The organism is Rhodopseudomonas sp. G2_2311, assembly GCF_047501505.1.
Lineage (GTDB): Bacteria > Pseudomonadota > Alphaproteobacteria > Rhizobiales > Xanthobacteraceae > Rhodopseudomonas > Rhodopseudomonas palustris_H.
In genome coordinates, this window is sequence record NZ_JAZDRK010000001.1 from 567,249 (window position 1) to 590,217 (window position 22,969).

The window sequence follows — 22,969 nt, forward strand, 5'->3', positions numbered from 1 at the left end:
CGTCGCGCCGGCGAAATCGACGGCGGGCTCCGCCCTGGCGACGGATGCCCGGGTGCCGCACAGCTTGAATTGGGAAAACCGGGCATGACCGAGCGGAAGCACGGCCTCACCTACGCCGACTCCGGCGTCGACATCGATGCGGGCAACCGGCTCGTCGATCTGATCAAGCCGATGGTGCGCGCCACCGCACGGGCCGGTGCGGATTCCGAGATCGGCGGCTTTGGCGGCCTGTTCGATCTGAAGGCGGCCGGCTTCAAGGATCCGGTGCTGGTCGCCGCCACCGACGGCGTCGGCACCAAGATCAAGGTGGCGATCGACGCCGGGCTGCACGCCGGCATCGGCATCGACCTGGTGGCGATGTCGGTCAACGACCTCGTGGTGCAAGGCGCCGAGCCGCTGTTCTTTCTCGATTACTTCGCCTGCGGCAAGCTCGATCCCGAGGCCGCCGCCGAGATCGTCGCCGGCGTGGCGGAAGCCTGCCGCGAGTCCGGCTGCGCGCTGATCGGCGGCGAGACCGCCGAAATGCCCGGCCTGTACAAGGACGGCGACTACGACCTCGCCGGTTTCTCGGTCGGCGCCGCCGAACGCGGCACGCTGCTGCCGTCGAAGGACATTGCCGAAGGCGATGCGGTGATCGGGCTGGCCTCCTCCGGCGTGCACTCCAACGGCTTCTCGCTGGTCCGCAAGATCGTCGAGAAATCCGGCCTGCCCTATGACGCGCCGGCGCCGTTCTCGCCGGTGATGACGCTCGGCGGTGCGCTGCTGGCGCCGACCAAGCTCTATGTGAAGTCCTGCCTGCAGGCGATCCGCGACACCGGCGCCATCAAAGGCCTCGCGCACATCACCGGCGGCGGCTTCACCGAGAACATCCCGCGCGTGCTGCCGAAGCATCTCGGCGTCGGCATCGACCTGCCGCGGATCCCGGTGCTGCCGGTGTTCAAGTGGCTCGCCGAACAAGGCGAGATCGCCGAGCTCGAACTGCTGCGCACCTTCAACTGCGGCATCGGCATGGTCATGATCGTCAAGGCCGACGCCGTCGATCAGGTCACTGAGAGCCTCACCGCCAGCGGCGAGAGCGTGCACCTGCTCGGTCAGGTCATTGCCGCCAAGGGCGAACAGCGTGTGGTCTATGATGGCCACCTCGACCTCGCCTGGTGAGCGCGCCGATGAAGCCTCGCGTTGCTATCCTGATTTCCGGGCGCGGCTCCAACATGGCCGCGCTGATCGAAGCCGCGGCTGAGGACGGGTTTCCGGCCGAGATCGCTGTGGTGATTTCCAACGTAGCGACGGCAGGCGGTCTTGCGATCGCCGAACGCAGCGGCATCGCCACCGTGGTGATCGAAAGCAAGCCGTTCGGCAAAGATCGCGCCGGGTTCGAAGCCAAGCTGCAGGCCGAACTCGACACGCGCGGCATCGAGCTGATCTGCCTCGGCGGCTTCATGCGGCTGTTTACGGCCGAGTTCGCGCAGCGCTGGTACGGCCGGATGCTGAACATCCACCCGTCGCTGCTGCCGTCGTTTCCCGGCCTCGATCCGCATGGCCAGGCATTGCGCGCCGGCGTCAAGATCTCCGGCGCCACCGTGCACTTCGTCACGCCGGACACCGACGCAGGCCCGATCATCGTCCAGGGCGCGGTGCCGGTGCAGGACGACGACACGCCCGACACGCTGGCCGCGCGCGTGCTCGCGGTCGAGCATCGCATCTACCCAGAGGCGCTACGGCTGCTCGCTGCCGGCCTGCTCCGGTTCGACGGCGATCTCTGCCGGTCCGCCACGCAAAGCGCAGCTGAGCGAACGCTGATCGTGCCCGCGGCCAGCTGAGCGGCAGCACGAAATTCCCCCGGCTTTCGACCGGGGGCAGTCCGACGAACCTTCGGCCTTGAATTAGGAGATCTTCAGGTTCTCCGCCGAGGTACGACCGCGATTTTCGACCAGATCGTACTCGATCGCCTGGTTCTCGTTGAGCGTGCTCAGCCCAGCGCGCTCGACCGCCGAAATATGGACGAAAACGTCCTTATCGCCCGTGGTCGGACGGATGAAGCCATACCCTTTTGTGGGGTTGAACCATTTGACGGTGCCCTTTTGCATCGCCTGCCTCCCGATCTAGATACAAAAAAGACGCGGCACGCTGCCCGCGTGCCACGCCACAAACGGCGAACCCAATGCGATATCGATTTCCCAGTCGCTAAACATAAAGCCGAAGGGGCCAGATCCGATTGCGGGTCAATTGCAACACGAAATTTGTGGTATAGCAAGTGTCGCGCAACGCACCGTTCTGATCTCGTGTAGTACGTAGCGTAACTGATCAGTTCCGATGCAGCGCACGCTGCAATCTGCAGCACGCGTAGTTCGTCCGCTCCACCGCTGCTGCCTGTTTCACTCGCACTGACTCAATTTCGCGCATCTGATCAGCGCTGCTGTTTGCTGCACTGCAGAACTGCGTCGTCACTGCGGCGAGGATGCGACAATATTGGACACCTGCGAGACGTGGCCACCCCCGCCTCTGTCCGGTAAGCTCCCTTCTGAATCGGCGTAGCCGGTTCCACGGACATCCATCCATCACCAAGGAGCCGTTGATATTTTGGCGAACGATCTTCAAGCTAGCTCTCCTGCGGTGAGAAATCGAATTCTGGCGCAGCTCGCACCGGACGATTTCGAAGCGCTTAAACCATTGCTCCGGCCGGTCGAGTTTCGCGGTCGCGCTGTACTGCAGGAGGCCAACCGACGCGTCGAATGCGTGCACTTCATCGAGGACGGCCTGGTGTCGCACCTCTCTGGAACCCGCACCGACTTCGTTGAAACGGCCATGGTCGGCTATTTCGGCTACGTCGGGGTTCCGCTAGTGCTGGGAGCCGATGTCGCGTCGCAGCGCTCGGTCGTGTGCATGCCGGGAACTGCCCTGAGGGTCGAGGCCGAAGATCTGGCACGGCTGATGGCCGACCGGCCGCAGATCCGCGAAGAGATGCTGCGATACGTGCCGGCTCTGATCGCCCAGAATACACAGAGCGTGCTCTGTGCCGCCAAGCACGAAATCAATCAGCGTCTCGCACGCTGGCTGCTGCTGGCGAACGATCGCATTCAAAGCGACGTGCTGTACATCACGCACGAACTGCTCGCCTCCAGCATGGGCGTTCGCCGTGCGAGCATCACCAACGCGCTGCTGCAGCTCGAGGCTGAAGGTGTGGTGGAGAAGCGCCGCGGCGCGGTGCGGATCGTGGATCGCCAGGCGCTGGAAAGCCGCACCTGCGATTGCTACCACATTGTGCGCGAAGCCTATGATCGCACCCGCACCGTTGAGTGCTGCGGTCACGATGGGGCCGATCACAGCCACCACGGCTTAGTCGCCGGAACTGCCTGAGACCAGCCGACTTTCAGATTCATGGAAAAAGCGAGCCGCCCGGCTCGCTTTTTTGTTGTCCGGCGCGGTAGCGGCAAGCTGCGGTTAGGCGCCCTGCTCGACCGATTGCCGGCTTCGCCAGATCGATCCCGCGATCAGCACCACGATGGCGCCGACCACGGCGAACAAGTGCTCGCCGACGCCGCCGTTGCCGGCGAGGTGCGTGTACATCCCAACCATTGCGAACAGCGCGTCGAGCTGACCGCCGATCGGCGCATCGAGCTTGTGCACCAAAGGCAGCACGACCGGATCGGTGGCAATCACCTGCCCGGCGATCCAGCCGAGCAGCGCAGCACCGGCCCACACCAGAATCGGCAGTTTCTCCAGCACCATCAGGATCAGTGCCGCGCCCGCCACGATCAGCGGAACGCTGATTGCGAGCCCAAGGATCAGCAGCGGCACGCTGCCATCCGCGGCAGCCGCCACCGCGATGACGTTGTCGAGACTCATGATGATGTCGGCAACGACAACGATCTGAACGGCATGCAACAGATGCGAGGCCGCTTTGACGCTGTCTTCGTCTTCGTTCTCGGGGACCACCAGCTTGGCGGCGATCACCAGCAGCGCCAGGCCGCCGACCAACTTCAGATACGGCCACTCCATCAGCGTGGCGACGATTCCGGTGAAGACGATGCGTAGCAGGACGGCTGCGCCCGCGCCGAGCACCATGCCCCACAATCGATGGTTCGGCTTCAGCCCGCGGCACGCGAGCGCGATCACCAGCGCGTTGTCGCCAGACAACAGCACGTTGATCCAGATGATCTTGCCGACGGAAATCCAGAATTCGGGCTGCTGCACGCCGCTCTTGAATTGGGCGACGATCGACCAGAAGGTCGCGGGGTCAAAGACGTGCAGCACCCAGTCCACGATCTTTCCCCGACTGCGCCGGCATCCCGCGGCCGCCGAAGATCAGCGGCCGGGGACGTCCGACGGGTAATGCTTATCCGACGATTTCGTTGCCGGAGAAGAACTGAGCGATCTCGATCTTGGCGGTTTCCGCCGCGTCCGAACCGTGCACCGAGTTCTCGCCGATCGACTTGGCGTGCAGCTTGCGGATGGTGCCGTCAGCCGCCTTCGACGGATCGGTCGCGCCCATCACGTCGCGGTACTTGGCGATCGCGCCCTCGCCTTCGAGCACCTGAACCACCACCGGGCCGGAGATCATGAAGTCGACCAGTTCGCCGAAGAACGGGCGTTCCTTGTGCACGGCGTAGAAGGTCTCGGCCTGGTCGCGGGTCATGCGGATGCGCTTCTGGGCGACGATCCGCAGACCGGCCTTTTCGATCAGCGCGTTGATCGCGCCGGTGATGTTGCGCTCGGTCGCATCGGGCTTGAGAATCGAGAAAGTCCGTTCGATCGCCATGGAATGTCCTTGAAAGCTAAGGGCGGGAGGAGTTGCCGGGCTTATATCGGCGCCGCCGCGCGCGGGCAAGCTGCGGGTGGCGATTCATCCGGCGCTGATCTGCTCGATCCGGTTGCCTTTGCGGCCCGACCCGGCCAAAACGCGCCATGCTCACGCTTACCGACATTTCGATCCGGCTCGCCGGACGGCTGTTGATCGACCAAAGTTCGGTCCAGATCGCCCCCGGCGCTCGCGTCGGCTTCATCGGCCGCAACGGCGCCGGTAAATCCACCCTGTTTCGCGCGATCCGCGGCGAGCTTGCAACCGAGACCGGCCGGATCACCCTGCCGCCGCGGTGGCGGATCGGCAGCCTCGCCCAGGAGGCCCCGAACGGGCCCGAGACGCTGCTGGAGGTGGTGCTGGCCGCCGACATCGAGCGCGCCGCGCTGCTGCATGAGGCCGAAACCGCCCAGGACCCGCACCGCATCGCCGACATTCAGACCCGCCTGGTCGACATCGACGCGCACTCCGCGCCGGCGCGGGCGAGCGCCATTCTCAGCGGCCTCGGCTTCTCCGCCGCCGACCAGGCACGCTCGTGCTCGGAATTCTCCGGCGGCTGGCGGATGCGCGTGGCGCTGGCCGCGACGCTGTTCGCTGCGCCCGACCTGTTGCTGCTCGACGAGCCGACCAACTATCTCGACCTCGAAGGCACGATGTGGCTGGAAGATCATCTCGCCAACTATCCACGCACCGTGATCGTGATCAGCCACGATCGCGACTTGCTCGATACATCGGTCAACGAGATCCTGCATCTCGACCGCGGCCGGCTGGTCCATTTCCGTGGCAGTTACTCGGCCTACGCGGACTTCCGCGCCAACAAGCTGGCGCTCGACGCCAAGAACGCCAAGCGTGACGAAGCGCGGCGCAAGCATCTGCAGGACTTCGTCGACCGCTTCAAGGCCAAGGCCACCAAGGCGCGGCAGGCGCAATCGCGCGTCAAGATGCTGGAGAAGATGAAGCCGATCGCGCCGCTGGTGGCGGACGACACTCCAGAGATCAACTTCCCTGCCCCTGAGAAAACGTTGTCGCCGCCGATCATCGCGGTCGACAATGTGGCGGTCGGCTACGACCCGAAACATCCCGTGCTGCGCCACGTCACGCTGCGGATCGATCCGGACGATCGCATCGCGCTGCTCGGCTCCAACGGCAACGGCAAGTCGACCCTGGTGAAGCTGCTGGCGAACCGGTTGGCGCCGTTCTCGGGATCCGTGACGCGGGCGGACAAGCTGTCGATCGCGTACTTCGCCCAGCATCAACTCGATGAGCTGAACGAGGACGGCTCGACCTATGACCACGTCCGCAGGCTGATGCCGGATGCGCCGGAGAGCAAGATCAGGGCGCGTGCCGGCGCCATGGGCTTCTCCGGCAAGGCGGCCGATACCCTGGTCAAGAGCCTGTCGGGCGGCGAGAAGGCGCGCCTGCTGCTCGGGCTCGCGACCTTCTACGGCCCGAACATGATCATCCTCGACGAGCCGACCAACCATCTCGACATCGATAGCCGCGCGGCGCTGGCGGAGGCGATCAACGACTTTCCCGGCGCGGTGATCATGGTGTCGCACGACCGCTATCTGATCGACGCCTGCGCCGATCGATTGTGGGTGGTGGCCGAGCACAAGGTGAAACCGTTCGACGGCGATCTCGACGATTATCGCCGGGCCGTGCTGTCGTCCCGTGGCGCCCGAACGACGTCGTCAGAGACCAAGGAACGCAAAGCCGATGACAGCGCCGCCAAGGCGTCGACACCGCGCCCCAAGAAGACGGTTTCGCTGAAGCAACAGATCGCCGACGCCGAAACCGAGATCGACCGGATCACCGCGATCATCGAGAAGATCGATGCGGCGCTGGCGATCCCGGAGCTTTTCACCCGCGATCCGAAACAGGCTGCTCAGCTCAGCACCGCACGGGCCAACGCGCAGGCGGCCTTGCAAGCTGCTGAAGAGAAGTGGCTGGAAGCGAGCGCGGCGCAGGACGCCGCGCAAAGCTGAGCGCTACTGCGCCGAGCGCGTGCTTCGCTTCTTCGCGCGCGGCGGCTTGCGTTCCTGGACAGCGTCCGGTGCACGCTCAATCGCGCTGAGCCGGCCCGCCGTGAAGGTGTAGATGCCGGCACGCGCCCCGCGGTTGTAGGTCAGGACCGCGAGACGGTCGCCGCGCTCATTGTTCGACAGGCTGACATGGTCCGGCGCACCGAGGCCGCGCGCGACGTCGCATTCGGTGTGGCCGAGCGCGACGGTGCCGCCCGCCGTCATTGGAGCGGCCTGCCCGTCCTGCGGCGCGTTGGGATCGCCCGGCGCCGGCCCCATGCCAGGGCAGCGGCCGTCCGCGCTGATTAGGTCTTCCGGGGTCACCGGCTTGTCCGGCGTCAGCGGCGGGGTTTCGATCGAGATGTTCTTGATGAACACCCGGCCCGGCTTCGAGAACCACTCGGCATCGCGTGACAGGAATTCAGGTGTGCCGGAACAGCCCGCAAGCAAGGGCGTGGTCAGCGCCAGCGTGATGAACAGCGGCCGCACGGAAAACTTCTGATACACGATCGATCGCGCCCCTATAGAGATCTTAAGCACTTGTCCAATCACCGATTTACGGCACCACCGTGACGGCCTTGCCGTAGCCCTGCGGTCGCCTTCAGCATCCACAGCCTGTTGCCTGGTCTGGTCCGCCTAGTCCCGCCGCTGCCAGCGACCGGCCTCGTCGGCCTGCCAGTACGTCACCTCAAAAGCCTTCGCTTTGCACTGCTTCCAGGCGTCGCGGGCCATTGCCACCGCCTCGTCGTCATCGCCGTTGAACAGCAGCACCATCCGTTCGTAGCTGCCCGAATCCTCGGGCAGCGCCGCGTTGTCGACGAGGAACCGGACCTTGGCTCCATTCGGATTGCCCTCGCCCGTCGTCAGCAGGATCGGCTGATGCGCGGCGTCTGCCACACGCCAGGTGGCGTGCGGCAGAAACGAGTCGTCGCGATAGGTCCAAAGATGCGAGTCGAGCGCGTCGGCCCGCTCCTCGGATGTCGACTGCACCACCACCCGCCAGCCGCGCGCGAGTGATTTCTCGAGCAGCGGCGGCAGCACCTGTTCGACGGTCCTGCCTTGGAGGTGATAGAACAGCACTTCGGTCATCGCGCCGATTACTTCTTGGCTTCGTAGTACTCCGCCACGAGCTGATTGAGCAGACGGACGCCGTAGCCAGAGCCCCAGCTCTGATTGATCTCGTTCTTCGGCGAGGCCATCGCGGTGCCGGCGATGTCGAGATGCGCCCACGGCGTGCCGTCGACGAAGCGCTGCAGGAACTGCGCCGCGGTGATCGAACCGCCGTTGCGCGACCCGGTGTTCTTCATGTCGGCGAACTGGGAATCGATCTGCTTGTCGTATTCCGGGCCGAGCGGCATCCGCCAAACCTTCTCGCCGGTGGACTGACCCACCGCGGTCAGCCGCTCCGCGAGCTGATCGTTGTTGGAGAACAGGCCGGCATATTCGGTGCCGAGCGCCACCATGATGGCGCCGGTCAGCGTCGCCAGATCGACCATGAACTTCGGCTTGTGCTTCTGCGCCACGTACCAAAGCACGTCGGCCAGCACCAAGCGGCCCTCGGCGTCGGTGTTGATGATCTCGATGGTCTGGCCCGACATCGAGGTGACGATGTCGCCCGGCCGCTGCGCGTTGCCGTCCGGCATGTTCTCGACCAGGCCGATCGCGCCGACCGCATTGACCTTGGCCTTGCGGGCCGCGAGCGCGTGCATCAGGCCGACGACGCAGGCCGCGCCGCCCATGTCACCCTTCATATCTTCCATACTGGCCGACGGCTTGATCGAGATGCCGCCGGTGTCGAAGCACACGCCCTTGCCGACGAAGGCGAGCGGCTGCTCGCCCTTCTTGCCGCCGTTCCAGCGCATGATCACGGTGCGGCCCGGATGTGCCGAGCCCTGCGACACGCCGAGCAGCGCGCACATCTTCAGCTGGGTCATCGCCTTGACGTCGAGGATCTGGACCTCGACGCCGAGCTTCTTGAGCTGAGCGGCCCGCTTGGCGAATTCTTCCGGATACAGCACGTTCGGCGGCTCGTTGACGAGCTCGCGCGCCAGGATGACGCCGTCGACGACATGACTGTCGGGCGTGAACGCCTTCTTGGCCGCCGCCGGATCGGCCACCGCGAGCGTGACGCTGGCATTCGCCGCGCCGGTCTCGTCGTCCTTCTTCTTGGTCTTGTAGCGATCGAACTTATAGGCCCGCAGCCGGATGCCGGAGGCGATCGCAGCCGCCTGCTCGGGCTTCATCGCGCCGGTCGGCAGATCGGCAATCACCGTCACGGCGGTATCGCCCGCACCGATCTTGCCGGCAACGGCGCCGCCGAGCTTGAGCAGATCGTAATCGTTGATCGACGCGACCTTGCCGGCGCCAACAACGATCAGGCGGCCGACCTTCAGGCCCTCAGGTGCCAACAGGTCCAGGGCGGAACCGGACTTGCCCTTGAACTGCGCGGTGGCAGCCGCGCGCTTGACGGTGGCGACCGCTGCGCCCAAGGCCTTGGTCGCCGTCGCGCCGAACTTCAGACCGTCGTCGCAGAACACGATCAGCGTGCCGCGCGCGGGCGTAGAAAACGGGACGAAACCGACCTTGACGGCGTCGGGCATTGGCATTCCTCCAAAAACAGGCTGTCGGCGGAAACGATCCGGCAGGCGCGGGTCCAAAGCCGTTGTTTTGGAGCGTTGAGGCGTCAAGTCAAGACGACATCGTTAAGCTGCGCAGCTTTCACGGGAAAGTGGATTGCGCGGCGCTCCGTCGGCGGATCGGTGGCGAGGTCACCGTCGATGGTGCTACTGCCCCTGTCTTTACATTGCACGGAACAGGAATCTGTGGTCTTCGGGAGCCGGTCGCGCACCATTAACCATATCCCCAGTGCGCCGCGTCCCGGCCATTTTGTTGACAGATCAGACAGATGGTAATGGCAACCTGGGACAAGGCCGGGCTTTCCGCCCTGGGGAGGATTCATCATGAATCCGGGCGGCCATAGAATCCGGATTCGAGGGGATCGTACTGAGCGATGGGCTCCATCGACCGCTATATCTTCCGCACGACGCTGGTGTCGTTCGCGGTCGTGATGGGCAGCCTCACGGGTGTGATCTGGATCACCCAGGCGCTGCGCGGCATCGATTTGATGACCAGCCAGGGCCAGACCATCATCACCTTTCTCGGGCTGACCGGCCTCGCCGTTCCGGTGCTGGTGCTGGTGATCGCCCCGATCGCGCTGATGATCGCGGTGGCCCACACCCTCAACCGGCTGGCAACCGATTCAGAAATCATCGTGATGAACGCCGCCGGCCTGTCGCCGATTCGGCTGTTCCGGCCGTTCTTCTACGCCACCATGGTAGTGGCGGCGCTCGTGATCATCATCGGTGCCTATATCGCGCCCGATGGGCTTCGCCGGATCGCGCGGTGGGACAGCGAGATTACCGCCGACGTGCTCGCCAACGTGCTGCAGCCCGGCCGGTTCGCGCAGCTCGAACAGGGACTGACGATCCGGGTCCGCGAGCGTCAACCGGGCGGCCTGCTGGTCGGCGTGTTCATCGACGACGCCCGCGCGCCCAACGAGCGCATCAGCATCATCGCCGACCACGGCACCGTCGTGAAAAACGACAAGGGCTCGTTCCTGGTGCTGGAAGACGGCCACCTCGAGCGTTTCCAGACCGGCAAGGAAGAGCCCGCGTTGGTGGCGTTCAGCCGCTACGCCTTCGACATGTCGAAGTTCTCGCGTGCCCGCGACGTCGCCTATGGCATTCGCGAACGCTATCTGTGGGAGCTGTTGTGGCCGGCGGAAAACGATCCGCTGCTGGCGCGGCTGCCGACCGAATTCCGCTCGGAAATGCATGATCGGTTGCTGGCGCCGATCTATCCGTTCTTCTTCGCCGCGGTCGCCTTCGCGTTTCTCGGCCTGGCCCGGACCACCCGACAGAGCCGCAACTTCTCGATGGCCGGCGCGGTGCTGGTCGCTTTCGTGGTGCGACTCGCCGGGTTCGCGTTGTCGGTGATCGCCAACAAGACGCCTTACGTGGCCGGCCTGCAGTATCTGCTGCTGTTCGTCGCCACCGGGACGTGCCTGTGGCTGATCAACCGCAACGTCGTGATCGAACCGCCGGCGCGTGTGACTGAAGCCCTGAACGCCTTCAATGCGTCGATCGCCCGGTTGATCCGGCGACCGGTGCCGGCGTAACGCGGGGCGCATGATGGTCGTCAACACCCTCGGACGCTACTTCGCCCGCCGGTTCGTGATCGCCTCGCTCGGGGTGTTCTTCGGGCTGTTCGTGTTGCTGGTGTTCGTCGACTATGTCGACCTGCTGCGCCGTGCCGGCGGCCTCGCCGTCTCGGCTTTTTATGTCGCGCAGGCCTCATTCTGCCGCGTACCGCAATTGCTCGAACGGCTGCTGCCGTTCTGCATCCTGATCGGCGGCATGACCTGCTACCTGGCGTTGTCGCGCAGCCTTGAACTGGTGGTGGCCCGCGCTGCCGGGCTTTCGGCCTGGGAATTCATCTCGCCCGCCCTGTGGAGCGCGATCGCGATCGGGATCATTGCCACCACCGTATTCAATCCGCTGTCCGCGCACATGCAGGAGCGCGCCAAGCAGATGGAAGCCGAAATGTTCGGCGAGAACACCGGCGGGCTGCAGGATGCCAACGGCTTTTGGATGAACCAGGTCAGCCCTGACGGACAGGCGATCATCAACGCCGCACGCAGCCAGCAGCAAGGCGCGGTCCTCACCGGCATCACGGTGTTTCGATTCGAACCCGACTTCCAGTTCAAGGACCGAATCGAGGCGCGGGAGGCGGTGCTCGAACCGGGGCATTGGCTGCTGAAAAATGTACGCCGTTATACAATGAACGGTGCCCCGGTAGATCAAGACACCCTTGAGTTGCCGACGTCACTCACACTCGCGCAGGTCCGCAACAGTTTTGCCACGCCGGAAAGTGTGTCTTTTTGGCAACTTCCGACCTACATCAAGTCGTCGGAAAACTCCGGTTTTGCGACCGCTGGCTATCGTCTGCAGTATCACAAGCTGCTGGCAAAGCCGTTTTTGCTGGCCGCGATGGTCATGCTAGCTGCTTCTGTGAGCTTGCGATTCTTCCGTTTCGGCGGCGTGCAAAAGATGGTTTTGAGTGGCGTGGCCGCAGGCTTTCTGCTCTATATCCTGTCGAAAGTGACCGAGGATTTGAGTAAGGCTGAACTGATGCATCCGCTTGCTGCAGCGTGGTTGCCCGTGTGCGTGGGCGGTCTCGCTGGATTTCTAGCCTTGCTCTATCAGGAGGACGGATAGTGGCTGCGATGGCCGCCCTCCATGGAAAGCTGTCGACCAAGCGTCGGCGCACCAAGGTGCGCCGCGAGCGTGTGGTGACGGCTGTATTGCTGACGCCGTTTGCCGTGCTCGCGCTCGCGGGCGGGATGCAGGCGGTCGTGATCGATTCCGCCTCCGCTCAGGGCTACACCTACAATCCGCGCCCTGCCCGGCCGAAGCCGCCTCCGCCGCCGGCCGCCAACAACGGCCAGATGCTGGTTCAGGCCAGCGAGGTCAATTACGACTACAATAACAAGCGCGTCGCTGCGGTCGGCAACGTGCAGATGTATTACAACGGCACCACCGTCGAGGCTGATCGGCTGGTCTACGACCAGGACACCAAGCGGCTGCGCGCCGAGGGCAACGTCCGCATGACCGATGCGGACGGCAAGATCACCTACGCCAATTTCCTCGATCTGTCGGACGACTATCGCGACGGCTTCGTCGACTCGCTGCGGGTCGATACGGCGCAGGACACCCGCATCGCGGCGTCGCGCGCGGACCGCACCGGCGGCAATTACAACGTGTTCCAGAACGGCGTGTACACCGCGTGCGCGCCCTGTAAGGACGATCCGAAAAAACCGCCGCTGTGGCAGGTCAAGGGTGCACGGATCATCCACGACCAGACCGACAAGATGCTGTACTTCGAAGATGCTCGGATCGAGTTCTTCGGCGTCCCGCTCGCCTACATGCCGTATCTGTCGACCCCGGATCCGACGGTCGCGCGCAAGACCGGCTTCCTGATGCCGGCCTACACGAGCAACACGACGTTCGGCTCGGGCTTCGAGATCCCGTTCTATTGGGCGCTCGCCCCCGACTATGACGTCACGATCACCCCGCGCATCACCACCAAGCAAGGCGTGTTGATGCAGGGCGAGTTCCGGCAGCGGCTGCTGGACGGTGCCTACGAGGTCCGCGCCTACGGCATCAACCAGTCCGATCCCGCCGCTTTCGGAGCGAATACGCCCGGCAACCGCGACCTCCGCGGCGCCGTCGATACCAAAGGCCAGTTCGCACTCAACGACAAATGGGTGTGGGGCTGGGAAGGCGTGCTGATGTCCGATCGCGCGTTCTTCCTGGACTATCGGCTGGCGCAATATCGCGACAGCTGGGGCACGTTCCTCAATCAATCGACCGAGGCGACGTCGCAGATCTATCTGACTGGCGTCGGCAACCGGTCGTATTTCGACATTCGCGCGATCCACTATCTCGGCTGGGCCGCTGCGGATATTCAGGGCCAGATTCCGGTCGTGCACCCGGTGCTCGACTATTCGAAGACGCTCGATCAGAACATCTTCGGCGGCGAGTTCAGCTACAAGACCAATCTGACCAGCCTGAGCCGCCAGACGGCGCAGTTCGATCCGGTCACCACCATCGCCAACACCACGGGGCTCTGCCTCAACACGTCGGCTGATCCGGCGGCGCGGCTGCCGTCGAGCTGCCTGCTGCGCGGCGTCCCCGGCACCTACACCCGGTTGACCGCGCAGGCCGACTGGCGGCGGTCGTTCACCGACCCCTACGGCCAGATCTGGACCCCGTTCGCCTCGCTGCGCGCCGACGCGATCGACGCTTCAATTTCGAATCAGCCCGGCGTATCGAACTATCTGCTGCCGGGCGACACGCAGGCGATGCGGCTGATGCCGACCGTCGGCCTGGAATATCGCTACCCGTTCATCAACGTTCAGCCGTGGGGCACCACCACGATCGAGCCGATCGCGCAGGTGATCATCCGCCCGAACGAGTCCTACGCCGGCAAGCTGCCGAACGAAGACGCACAGACCATGGTGTTCGACGCCAGCAATCTGTTCAGCGTCGACAAGTTCTCCGGCTACGACCGCGTCGAAGGCGGCGGCCGCGCCAATGTCGGCGTCCAGGCAACCACGCAGTTCGATCAGGGCGGCTCGGTCAACGTGCTGTTCGGCCAGTCCTATCAGCTGTTCGGCCTGAACTCGTTCGCGGTGGCGGACGCCACCAACACCGGCCTCGACTCCGGTCTGGCTAAGCCGAAGTCGGACTATGTCGGCCGGGTGTCGTACTCGCCGAACTCGACCTACAAGTTCACGACCCGCGCACGCTTCAACGAAGCGACGTTCAACGTCGAGCGGTTCGAAGCCGAGGCCAGCGCCAGCTTCAATCGCTGGTCGGTGAGCATGATCTACGGCAACTACGCCGCCCAGCCCGATCTCGGCTTCCTGACACGTCGTCAGGGCATTCTCGGAACCGGAACGCTCAAGATCGCATCCAATTGGGTGGTCTCGGGCGGCGCCCGCTGGGATCTTGAAGCCAACAAGATCAACCAATACATCGTCGGCGCCGGTTACGTGGACGACTGCTTCGTGTTGGCGCTGAACTACGTTACCGGCTATTCCTACGCCAACTACGGAACGACGCCGACGCTCAACCACTCGGTCATGGTGCAGATCGGACTCCGCACCATCGGCATGTTTGCGATGCAGCAGAGTGTGTCTGGCGCAGCGAGCGGCATGTTCGGCCAATAGCGCGCGCCGCGCGGGCCTGAACGTTTTCCGGCTCGCCACCACCCAGAACCCGATCGGCTGTGAGGTAAACGCGACCCATGACGAGCAAGCTTTCCCTTCGCATCATTGGCTTGGCGCTGTGCTGTGCGGCGGCGACGCTGGGTCTTGGAACGACGCAGGGCCAGGCGCAGTCGGTCGTGGTGATGGTCAATGGCGAACCGATCACCAATTTCGACATCGATCAGCGCTCGAAGCTGAACCGGATGTCGCACAAAGCGGACAGCCGGCAGCAGGTTCTCGAGGATCTGATCGACGAGAAGGTCAAGATCAAGGAAGCCAAGAAGTACGGCGTCAATCCCAGCGATTCCGACATCGACTCCTCTTTCTCCACGATGGCGTCGCGGATGCGGATGAGCACCGCGCAGATGACGAATATGCTGGCCGCTCAAGGCATTCGGCCGGATACGTTGAAGTCGCGGATCAGGGCCGAGATGGTCTGGGCGAGCCTGGTGCGTGGCCGCTTCAAGGACAGTCTCCAGGTCAGCGAGCGTGAAGTTCAGGCCCAGCTCAAGGGCGGAGACGACTCCAAAGCCGTCGAAAGTTTCGAGTATCAACTCCGGCCCGTGGTGATGATCGTTTCGCGCGGCTCGGGTTCGGAGTCACTGGAATCCCGCCGCAAGGAAGCGGAGCAGCTTCGCGGCCGCATCTCGAGCTGCGCCGAGGCGGATCGCGTCTTCAAAGCGATGCCGAATGCGGCGATCCGCGGCATCGTGATGAAGACCTCCGCCGATCTGCCGCCGGCCCTCCGCGATATCCTCGACAAGACGCCGGTGGGCCACCTCACCCCGCCCGAAGCCACCAAGCAGGGCATCGAGATGGTGGCCCTGTGTGAGCGCAAGCAGTCGACAGCCGACACGCCGCGCAAGCGCGAAATCCGTGAGAAGCTGTTCGGCGAGAAGTTCCAGGCGAAGTCTAAAGAGTATCTGCAGGAAGTCCGCAAAGCCGCGATGATCGAGTATCGCTGAGACGTTGCAGCGAGCTTCCTTGCGACACAAGTGCCGGCGGTCCGCGCCTCGGAGTCGATCATGACCGGAATGGCAAAACCACTGGCGCTGACACTCGGCGAGCCTGCAGGGATCGGCCCCGACATCGCTCTGGCAGCCTGGCTGCAGCGCGAGCAACACGGACTGCCGCCGTTCTACCTGCTTGGTGATGCCGGCTGTCTGTCCCGCCGCGCCACGCTGCTTGGCCTCGACGTTCCACTCGCCGAGGTCAAAGCCGAAGACGCCGCGGCTGCGTTTGCCACCGCCCTTCCGATCGTCTCCACGGGACAAACCGCAACCGCGCAGCCTGGCCAGCCGAACGAGACGAGCGCGCCGGCCGCAATCGCGTCGATTGAGCACGCCGTGGCAGACGTCCAGAGCGGCCGCGCAGCCGCTGTCGTGACCAACCCGATTGCCAAGAGCGTGCTGTACCAAGCCGGTTTCCGCCATCCCGGCCATACCGAGTTTCTGGCCGAACTCGCCAAGCGAGACGGCATCGTGCCGCAGCCGGTGATGATGCTGTGGTGCCCTACTCTCGCGGTCGTACCGGTGACGATCCATGTCTCGCTGCGCGACGCGATCACTCAACTCACCACCGATTTGATCGTGTCGACCGCGCGGATCGTCGTCAAAGATCTGCGCGAGCGTATGGGGATCAAGCAGCCCCGATTGGCCCTCGCCGGCCTCAATCCCCATGCCGGCGAAGACGGTGCGCTGGGGCATGAGGACCGCGCCGTGGTGGCACCTGCGGTCGAGATGCTGCGGGGCGAAGGCATCAATGCGCGGGGACCGCTGCCGGCCGATACGATGTTTCATGCGGCCGCACGCAAGACCTATGACTGCGCGATCTGCATGTATCACGATCAGGCGCTGATCCCGATCAAGACCATTGCGTTTGATGAAGGTGTCAACGTCACCCTTGGTCTTCCCTTTATCCGGACGTCACCTGATCACGGCACGGCGTTCGACATTGCCGGCAGCGGCCGCGCCAATCCCTCGAGTCTGATCGCGGCCTTGAAGCTCGCCGCACAAATGGCATCGGCCAAGACCGCATGAGCGCGATCGACGATTTGCCGCCGCTGCGCGAGGTGATCCGGCGGCATGATCTCGCTGCGCGGAAATCGCTCGGCCAGAACTTCCTGCTCGATCTCAATCTGACGGCGCGCATTGCACGAGCAGCCGGCCCGCTCGAGGGTGTCACGGTGGTCGAGATCGGGCCCGGTCCGGGTGGTCTCACCCGCGCCCTGCTGGCGACCGGCGCCAAGCGTGTCATCGCGATTGAGCGAGATGAGCGCGCACTCGGCGCGCTGGAGGAAATCGCGGCGCACTATCCTGGCCGCCTCCAGATCATCAGCGGCGACGCCATGGAGTTCGATCCGCGCCCGCTGCTGAACGGTGATCGCGCCCGGATCGTCGCCAACCTGCCCTACAACATCGCCACCCCGTTGCTGATCGGCTGGCTCTGCGCCGAGCCATGGCCGCCGTGGTACGAGATGATGGTGCTGATGTTTCAGCGCGAAGTGGCGCAGCGCATCGTCGCGCATCACGACGACGACGCCTATGGCCGGCTTGCGGTGCTGGCGAACTGGCGCGCCGAGACGCAGATGCTGTTCGATATTTCGCCGTCCGCCTTTGTGCCGCCGCCGAAGGTGACATCCTCGGTGGTGCGCCTGGTGCCTCGTCAGCAACCGGAGCCGTGCGATCGCGCAGCGCTTGAGCAAGTCGCGGCCGCCGCATTCGGTCAACGCCGCAAGATGCTGCGTCAGAGCCTCAAGTCGCTTGGCATCGATCCGGCACAGCTTACAGCGGCCGCCGGGATCGATCCGGCGCGGCGTGCCGAGACCGTGCCCGTTTCCGGTTTTGTTGCCATGGCGAACGAATTGGCCAATAGTCGCGCGATAAGAACACAAGCCTGAAAGGGAGAAACCCGACATGACGCAAATGCGTCGCCAGTCTCTGGTGAAATTCGACGCCCCGCTGTGTGAGACCATCATCGATGCGCCGAAGCCGCAGGGGCGCGAAGTGCTGGTGAAGATCGAGCGCTGCGGCCTGTGCCACTCCGACCTGCATATTCAGGACGGCTACGCCGATCTCGGCGGCGGCAAAAAGCTTGATACCACACGCGGCATGACGCTGCCGTTCACCCTGGGCCATGAGATCGCCGGTGTCGTTGCCGAAGTCGGTCCCGATGCCCCGCAGGAGCTGATCGGCACCAAGAAGGCGGTGTTTCCCTGGATCGGCTGCGGCAAATGCCGTGACTGCCTCGCCGGCGACGAAAACCTGTGCGCCAAGAACCGCTTTCTCGGCGTCTCGATCGACGGTGGCTTCGCGACCCACGTGCTGGTACCGGACGCCAAGTATCTGCTCGACTACGACCCGCTACCGACCAACGTCGCGGCGACTTTGATGTGCTCTGGTATCACTGCCTATGGCGCCCTGAAGCGTCTGGTGGACCGGCCGCGTCAGCGCAATCTGCTGCTAATTGGATTGGGCGGCGTCGGCATGATGGGGCTGTCGCTGGCCCAGGCGATGTTCAAGCAGCCGATCGCGGTGGCCGATCTCAGCCCCGCAGCGCGCGAAGCCGCGCTGAAGAACGGCGCGGCCGTTGCCTATGATCCATCGGAGCCCGACGTTGCCAAACGCATCTTCAAGGAGACCGATGGCGGCTTCGATGGCGTGGTGGATTTCGCCGGCAACGACAAGTCGATGAACTTCGCCGTCAGCACGGTTGCGCGGGGCGGCAAGATCGTGGTGTCCGGCCTGATGGGCGGCCAGTTCAGCCTGCCGATGGTGCAGTGGATCTACAAGCGGATGACCGTCGAAGGCTTCATGGTCGGCACGCTCGAAGAGACCAAAGAGCTGCTGGCACTTGCGCGTGCCGGCAAGGTCAAGCCGACGCCGATGAAGGAAGAGCCGATGCAGGACGCCCAGAAGTGGATCGATCAGCTGCGCGCCGGCAAAGTTGTCGGACGCATCATGCTGGCGAACTAATCGTCGCCTTCTCCCTGGCATTGCGGGTTCCAAAAGCCGCAATGCCAGGCTCCGAATTGTCTCACCCTCACCGGATTGTCGGCATATTGCGACCCCATTTGTCGCGGAAAAAACGGGCGAACAGAAGTTCCGTTGTCCGCGTCAGAATGGGGAATGCCATGCACAACCGATCCGCGAAACTGCTGTTGGCCGTGAGCGCCGGCGCGATCGCGAGCGTTGCGATCACAGCAAGCCCCTTGTCTTCGGCGCAGGCCGACACCTGTTTGTCGGCACCGAACGCGCCCACCCCGGCCGGAAGTCATTGGTTCTACCGGGCCGACCACGCCAACAAGCGCAAGTGCTGGTACTTGCGCAAGGTGGACGGCGCAGCGGCAGCAGCAAGTCCCACGGAAGCGACCTCGCCCGAGGCGACCGATACTGCCGAGAGCGCCCCCGCAGCGGCAACAACTAGTCCAGCTTCATCTCCGAAAACCAAGTCCGCTGCAGCACCGAGCATGACGCAGCCAATGGCGCCGTCGCAATCGAGTGCCGCTCCGTTGCGCTCCTCCGTTGCCGATGCCCGCGCCGAATTCGCGGCGCCGCAGCAGCCGCAGACAGCCGCTCCGACGACGACCAATTCTCCCTTCCCGGCACCGGTGCTCACGGCACCCGTGGAGGCGACACAGGCCGCGGCAACGCCTGCCCCCGCGGCCGAACCTTCGAGCGCCCCCGCTCCCACCTCGATGAACGATCGCTGGTCGGATTCAGCGGCCGGTAGCGCTCCCGCCAATGCCGATGCCACCGACAAGCTGCGCAAGGCCGCAAAGGTGACCAAGTCGGCGCCGGCATCCCTCACCGAGGAATCGATGAGCGCGGGCACACTTGCGACGTTGATCGGCGCCCTGCTCGCGGCCCTCGCGGTCGCCGGCGGCATCGCGGCCGCACTCATGAAATTCGGCCGCAGTGAGCCGATCGTCCGGCGTGAGCCCGGCGGACGTCCCGACCTCTGGGCAGGCCGGACCGAACCGGTTGCAACCGATATTTACGCCAACGACTTCCGGTCGAGCCCGATCGACCTCGATGCTCCGCGACGCAAGCCGACAGCACCGCCGCCTGCCGAACACGTCGCGTCGGAGGATGACATCGAACCGCCCGCCTGGATCAAGGCGGCCCGTGAGCGTCGCATCGCCAACGACAGCATTCGGCCGGGTGCGGCAGAGGTCGGGGCCTCAGAACTCAGCAGCGCTCAGTCGCGGGCAGCATCGGAGACGGCGAGCCGATCCGTTGCGGAGCCAGCTCCGCCCGCAGCAGACGAAATCGAACAATTGCTGGCGCTGGCGCAGAAGCGTTCTGCGGCGTGATCGTCAGCCTTCGAGCTGCTGGCGCATCCCGCGGACGAAGGCATCCAATCCGACCTGGCGCTCGCGCTTGAGCTGCTCGGCACGCAGGATCGAGCGCACGGACTCGAAGGCAACGCCGATATTGTCGTTGACCACGATGTAATCGTAGGCGTCGAAGTGGCTCATCTCGTCGCCGGCTTTTTTCATCCGGCCGCGGATCACCTCGTGGGAATCCTGCGCGCGGGTATGCAGCCGATGCTCCAGCGCTTGCACGGACGGAGGCAGGATGAAGACGCTAACGACGTCGCTTCCAGCACGGCTGCGGAGCTGCTGGGTGCCCTGCCAGTCGATGTCGAACAACACATCGCGGCCGGCTGCGAGTGCGGCTTCGACCGGGGCACGCGGCGTGCCATAGCGATTGTCGAACACGTTGGCCCATTCGAGGAATTCCCCGGCGCCGACCATCTCGTCGAATTTCGGCCGATCGACGAAGTAATAATCGCGGCCGTCGACCTCGCCGGGCCGCATCGGCCGTGTCGTTGCAGACACCGACATCTGCAGCCCCGGCATCTGCTCGACCAGCATCCGCGACAGCGTCGTCTTGCCGGCGCCGGAGGGCGACGACAGCACGAACATCAGCCCGCGCCGCTCGACACCGCTGTAGCTGGCCGCCGCTCCGTCGCTCATGATTACTCCAGATTCTGAACCTGCTCGCGGAACTGTTCGACGACGTTCTTCATCGCAAGTCCGGCATTGGTCAACTCCAGATCGATCGACTTGGAGCAGCAGGTGTTGACCTCGCGGTTGAATTCCTGCGCGAGGAAATCGAGCCGGCGCCCGACGGCGCCACCCTTGGCGAGCATCTCGCGGCTCTGCGCGATATGGGACGCAATGCGGTCGAGCTCTTCCCGAATATCGGCTTTGGTCGCCATCATGATGGCTTCCTGATGCAACCGATCAGGGTCGAAACGGTCGGACGTATCGAGCAGCGCCGCGATCTGTTCGGCAAGACGCGCCTTGATCGCATCAGGCTTGCGGCCAGGCGCCGCCTCGGCCTGCTTGGCGAGCGCTTCCAGCTCATCCAGACGTTGGGCCAGCACCGCGCCGAGGCTCGCGCCCTCGCGCTTGCGCATCTCGATCAGGCTCTTCAGCGCTTCACCGAATGCAGTTTCGACGGCGGCGCGTGCGGCCTTCTCCTCGGCCTCGTCGGCCTCGGGTTCGACCACCTCGATGACGCCCTTGATGCCGAGCAGCCCATCGATGCTCGGCGCGACGGCGTCGACTTTGCCGGCGATCTCACTGGCAACCTTCAACACCGAGGCCAGCACATCCTGATTGATCTGGATGGCCGAGACCGCGTTGGCGCGCTTGACGGTGAGATTGGCGTAGACGGTGCCGCGGGACAGCACCTCGGCGGCACGCTTGCGGACCGGCGGCTCGATATCGTCCCAGCCGGGCGGCAGCCGCATCCGGAAATCGAAGCCCTTGGCGTTCACCGACTTCAATTCCCACTCGAACACGTAGGGGCCGCTGGCACCGTGGCTGCGCGCAAATCCGGTCATGCTCGATAACGACATCGCGTCACTGTCTCCGGATTTCGAGGTTTAAGAATCGCCGCGTATCGGCCGGCGGAACTTAACGCAAACTCCGCCGCGATGTGAACTGCCGGGCGCGTGCAAGTTACTCGGTCGCACCGTTCGGTGTCGCGTTGCGGGCGCGGCGCTTCTGCGCGCCGTTCTTGCCGGCCTTCGGCGCCCCCGCAGGTGCGGCCGACGCAGCAGGATCGGCAGCCGGCTCAGTAGCCGGCGCGGCTGCGGCCGGCGGTGTTTCTTCCGGCGGCTCGACGGTGTCGTTCTGGAGCTGCTTTTCCTGGGCGCGCAGCTTGCCGACGTTCTTCTGGTGCACCTCGTAATTGTCGCTGAAGGCGTGACCACCGCTGCCGTCGGCGACGAAGTACAGGTCGCGGGTGCGCGCCGGATTGGCCGCAGCCTCGAGCGACGCGCGCCCCGGATTGGCGATCGGCCCCGGCGGCAATCCGTCGATCACATAGGTGTTGTACGGGGACGGCTGCGTGATCTCGCTGCGCTTGATCGGACGGCCGAGCGTGCCCTTGCCGCCGACGAGTCCGTAGATGATCGTCGGGTCGGACTGCAGCCGCATCTTCTTCTGCAGCCGATTGACGAACACCGCGGCGACGCGGGTGCGCTCGTCCGGCTTGCCGGTCTCTTTCTCCACCAGCGAAGCCAGCGTCACCAGCTGCTCGGGCGTCTTAATCGGCAGATCCTGACTGCGACGCTCCCAGATCTCGCTGAGCACCCGCTTCTGCGCCTGCTGCAAACGATGGATCACCTGCTCGCGTGGCGTGCCGCGGGGAAACTTGTAGGTCTCCGGCAGCAACGTTCCTTCACGCGGAATTTCCCGAATGCTGCCGGTGAAGATCGGATTGTCGGACAGGCGCTCGACGATCTGCTCCGAAGTCAGTCCTTCGGGAATCGTCACCGCGTGCTGAACCACCTTGCCTTCGACGATGGTTCCGATCACGTCGCGCAGGCTGGCGCTCTTCTGAAACAGATACTCACCCGGCTTCAGTTCAGTGCGGGCGCGCAGCGCCATCACACCGCCGGCAAATACCAGCCACCCGTCTTCGATCACGCCTTCGCGTTTCAGGATCTGTGCGATGTCGTCGAGACCGGCGCGCTGCGGGATGTTGACGACCTTGTCCTGCGCCAGCGGGCCCGGCGCTTCGAGCTTGTTCTTGCCATACACGTACAAGCCGCCGGCACCGATCATCACAACCACGATGAAGGTGATGATCGCATTGCCGATGATCACCAGCGGATTGCGGGCATGGTCGGACCGCTTCGGCGGCGGCGGAAGCTGCTCCGGCTCGAGCGCCGCACGCGGGCTTCTCGGCGAAATCGGCGGCCTTTCACTCATCGGTGCAACCTGAATCCTGTCGGCTCGCATTGGGGCCGGCGCAATCTGCACCGGCGACATTCGGGATCACGACTTCGATGCAATGTCCG

At 64.5% G+C, this 22,969-nt stretch carries 21 protein-coding genes; 12 read left to right on the plus strand and 9 right to left on the minus strand.

All coding sequences use genetic code 11. The features are described 5' to 3' along the window. Positions 1–84 precede the first annotated feature (84 nt). Both purM and purN read left to right on the plus strand, forming a co-directional pair. The gene (purM, locus tag VRZ08_RS02705; protein ID WP_414531495.1) at positions 85–1,158 is read left to right on the plus strand and encodes a phosphoribosylformylglycinamidine cyclo-ligase; all 1,074 of its coding nucleotides are present in this window, start codon (positions 85–87) and stop codon (positions 1,156–1,158) included. Positions 1,159–1,166: 8 nt separating this feature from the next. Next, complete coding sequence (gene purN, locus VRZ08_RS02710) at positions 1,167–1,820, plus strand: phosphoribosylglycinamide formyltransferase (RefSeq protein ID WP_414531496.1); 654 nt, start codon at positions 1,167–1,169, stop codon at positions 1,818–1,820. Positions 1,821–1,883: 63 nt separating this feature from the next. Here the strand turns inward: purN and VRZ08_RS02715 are convergent, their stop codons facing one another. Continuing rightward, positions 1,884–2,087, minus strand: a complete 204-nt coding sequence (locus VRZ08_RS02715; RefSeq protein WP_013502093.1) for a cold-shock protein — start codon at positions 2,085–2,087, stop codon at positions 1,884–1,886. 493 nt (positions 2,088–2,580) lie between these two features. Between VRZ08_RS02715 and VRZ08_RS02720 the strand changes: the two genes are divergently transcribed. Next, positions 2,581–3,357 carry a Crp/Fnr family transcriptional regulator gene (locus tag VRZ08_RS02720; protein ID WP_264052554.1) on the plus strand — a complete coding sequence of 259 codons (777 nt, stop codon included), beginning with the start codon at positions 2,581–2,583 and terminating at the stop codon, positions 3,355–3,357. Between the two features lie 84 nt (positions 3,358–3,441). Here the strand turns inward: VRZ08_RS02720 and VRZ08_RS02725 are convergent, their stop codons facing one another. Both VRZ08_RS02725 and ndk read right to left on the minus strand, forming a co-directional pair. Next, entirely contained in the window at positions 3,442–4,263 is an 822-nt protein-coding gene (locus VRZ08_RS02725; RefSeq protein WP_107356008.1) for a TerC family protein, read from the minus strand. A gap of 73 nt (positions 4,264–4,336) precedes the next feature. After that, positions 4,337–4,759, minus strand: coding sequence for a nucleoside-diphosphate kinase (ndk, locus tag VRZ08_RS02730; RefSeq protein WP_011158602.1), 423 nt, complete (start codon positions 4,757–4,759; stop codon positions 4,337–4,339). A 146-nt stretch (positions 4,760–4,905) separates the two neighbouring features. On the opposite strand from ndk, the gene VRZ08_RS02735 reads away from it, so the two are divergent. Further along, positions 4,906–6,783 carry an ABC-F family ATP-binding cassette domain-containing protein gene (locus VRZ08_RS02735; protein ID WP_414531497.1) on the plus strand — a complete coding sequence of 626 codons (1,878 nt, stop codon included), beginning with the start codon at positions 4,906–4,908 and terminating at the stop codon, positions 6,781–6,783. A gap of 3 nt (positions 6,784–6,786) precedes the next feature. On the opposite strand, the gene VRZ08_RS02740 is transcribed toward VRZ08_RS02735, so the two are convergent. From VRZ08_RS02740 to VRZ08_RS02750, 3 genes are all read right to left on the minus strand, one after another. Beyond that, the gene (locus VRZ08_RS02740) at positions 6,787–7,326 is read right to left on the minus strand and encodes a hypothetical protein (RefSeq protein ID WP_414531498.1); all 540 of its coding nucleotides are present in this window, start codon (positions 7,324–7,326) and stop codon (positions 6,787–6,789) included. A gap of 129 nt (positions 7,327–7,455) precedes the next feature. After that, complete coding sequence (locus VRZ08_RS02745) at positions 7,456–7,908, minus strand: DNA polymerase III subunit chi (RefSeq protein WP_107356010.1); 453 nt, start codon at positions 7,906–7,908, stop codon at positions 7,456–7,458. Between the two features lie 8 nt (positions 7,909–7,916). Next, positions 7,917–9,419: a leucyl aminopeptidase gene (locus VRZ08_RS02750; protein WP_414531499.1), complete on the minus strand. Its 1,503-nt coding sequence runs from the start codon at positions 9,417–9,419 to the stop codon at positions 7,917–7,919. Between the two features lie 410 nt (positions 9,420–9,829). On the opposite strand from VRZ08_RS02750, the gene lptF reads away from it, so the two are divergent. The 8 genes from lptF to VRZ08_RS02790 all read left to right on the plus strand — a co-directional run bounded on the left by lptF (position 9,830) and on the right by VRZ08_RS02790 (position 19,964). After that, entirely contained in the window at positions 9,830–10,996 is a 1,167-nt protein-coding gene (lptF, locus tag VRZ08_RS02755) for an LPS export ABC transporter permease LptF (protein WP_107344933.1), read from the plus strand. 13 nt (positions 10,997–11,009) lie between these two features. Continuing rightward, on the plus strand, positions 11,010–12,095 hold the full coding sequence (lptG, locus tag VRZ08_RS02760) for an LPS export ABC transporter permease LptG (RefSeq protein ID WP_414531519.1): 1,086 nt from the start codon (positions 11,010–11,012) through the stop codon (positions 12,093–12,095). 8 nt (positions 12,096–12,103) lie between these two features. Then, the gene (locus VRZ08_RS02765; protein WP_414531500.1) at positions 12,104–14,611 is read left to right on the plus strand and encodes an LPS-assembly protein LptD; all 2,508 of its coding nucleotides are present in this window, start codon (positions 12,104–12,106) and stop codon (positions 14,609–14,611) included. A gap of 77 nt (positions 14,612–14,688) precedes the next feature. Then, entirely contained in the window at positions 14,689–15,615 is a 927-nt protein-coding gene (locus VRZ08_RS02770) for a SurA N-terminal domain-containing protein (protein ID WP_264052558.1), read from the plus strand. A gap of 60 nt (positions 15,616–15,675) precedes the next feature. Beyond that, positions 15,676–16,689: a 4-hydroxythreonine-4-phosphate dehydrogenase PdxA gene (gene pdxA / locus VRZ08_RS02775; RefSeq protein WP_414531501.1), complete on the plus strand. Its 1,014-nt coding sequence runs from the start codon at positions 15,676–15,678 to the stop codon at positions 16,687–16,689. Beyond that, entirely contained in the window at positions 16,686–17,549 is an 864-nt protein-coding gene (gene rsmA / locus VRZ08_RS02780) for a 16S rRNA (adenine(1518)-N(6)/adenine(1519)-N(6))-dimethyltransferase RsmA (protein WP_414531502.1), read from the plus strand. The genes pdxA and rsmA overlap by 4 nt, the downstream gene beginning before the upstream one ends. Positions 17,550–17,565: 16 nt before the next feature. Then, positions 17,566–18,624 (plus strand): alcohol dehydrogenase, encoded by a 1,059-nt coding sequence (locus tag VRZ08_RS02785; RefSeq protein ID WP_107356015.1) that lies wholly within the window; start codon positions 17,566–17,568, stop codon positions 18,622–18,624. A 158-nt stretch (positions 18,625–18,782) separates the two neighbouring features. Further along, the gene (locus tag VRZ08_RS02790; protein ID WP_414531503.1) at positions 18,783–19,964 is read left to right on the plus strand and encodes a hypothetical protein; all 1,182 of its coding nucleotides are present in this window, start codon (positions 18,783–18,785) and stop codon (positions 19,962–19,964) included. 3 nt (positions 19,965–19,967) lie between these two features. Here the strand turns inward: VRZ08_RS02790 and gmk are convergent, their stop codons facing one another. The 3 genes from gmk to mltG all read right to left on the minus strand — a co-directional run bounded on the left by gmk (position 19,968) and on the right by mltG (position 22,880). Then, a complete protein-coding gene (gmk, locus tag VRZ08_RS02795; RefSeq protein ID WP_164571855.1) occupies positions 19,968–20,630 on the minus strand; it encodes a guanylate kinase in 663 nt (220 codons plus the stop codon). 2 nt (positions 20,631–20,632) lie between these two features. Next, positions 20,633–21,520 (minus strand): YicC/YloC family endoribonuclease, encoded by an 888-nt coding sequence (locus VRZ08_RS02800; protein WP_107356018.1) that lies wholly within the window; start codon positions 21,518–21,520, stop codon positions 20,633–20,635. 103 nt (positions 21,521–21,623) lie between these two features. Continuing rightward, positions 21,624–22,880 carry an endolytic transglycosylase MltG gene (gene mltG, locus VRZ08_RS02805; protein ID WP_107346635.1) on the minus strand — a complete coding sequence of 419 codons (1,257 nt, stop codon included), beginning with the start codon at positions 22,878–22,880 and terminating at the stop codon, positions 21,624–21,626. Between the last annotated feature and the right edge of the window lie 89 nt (positions 22,881–22,969).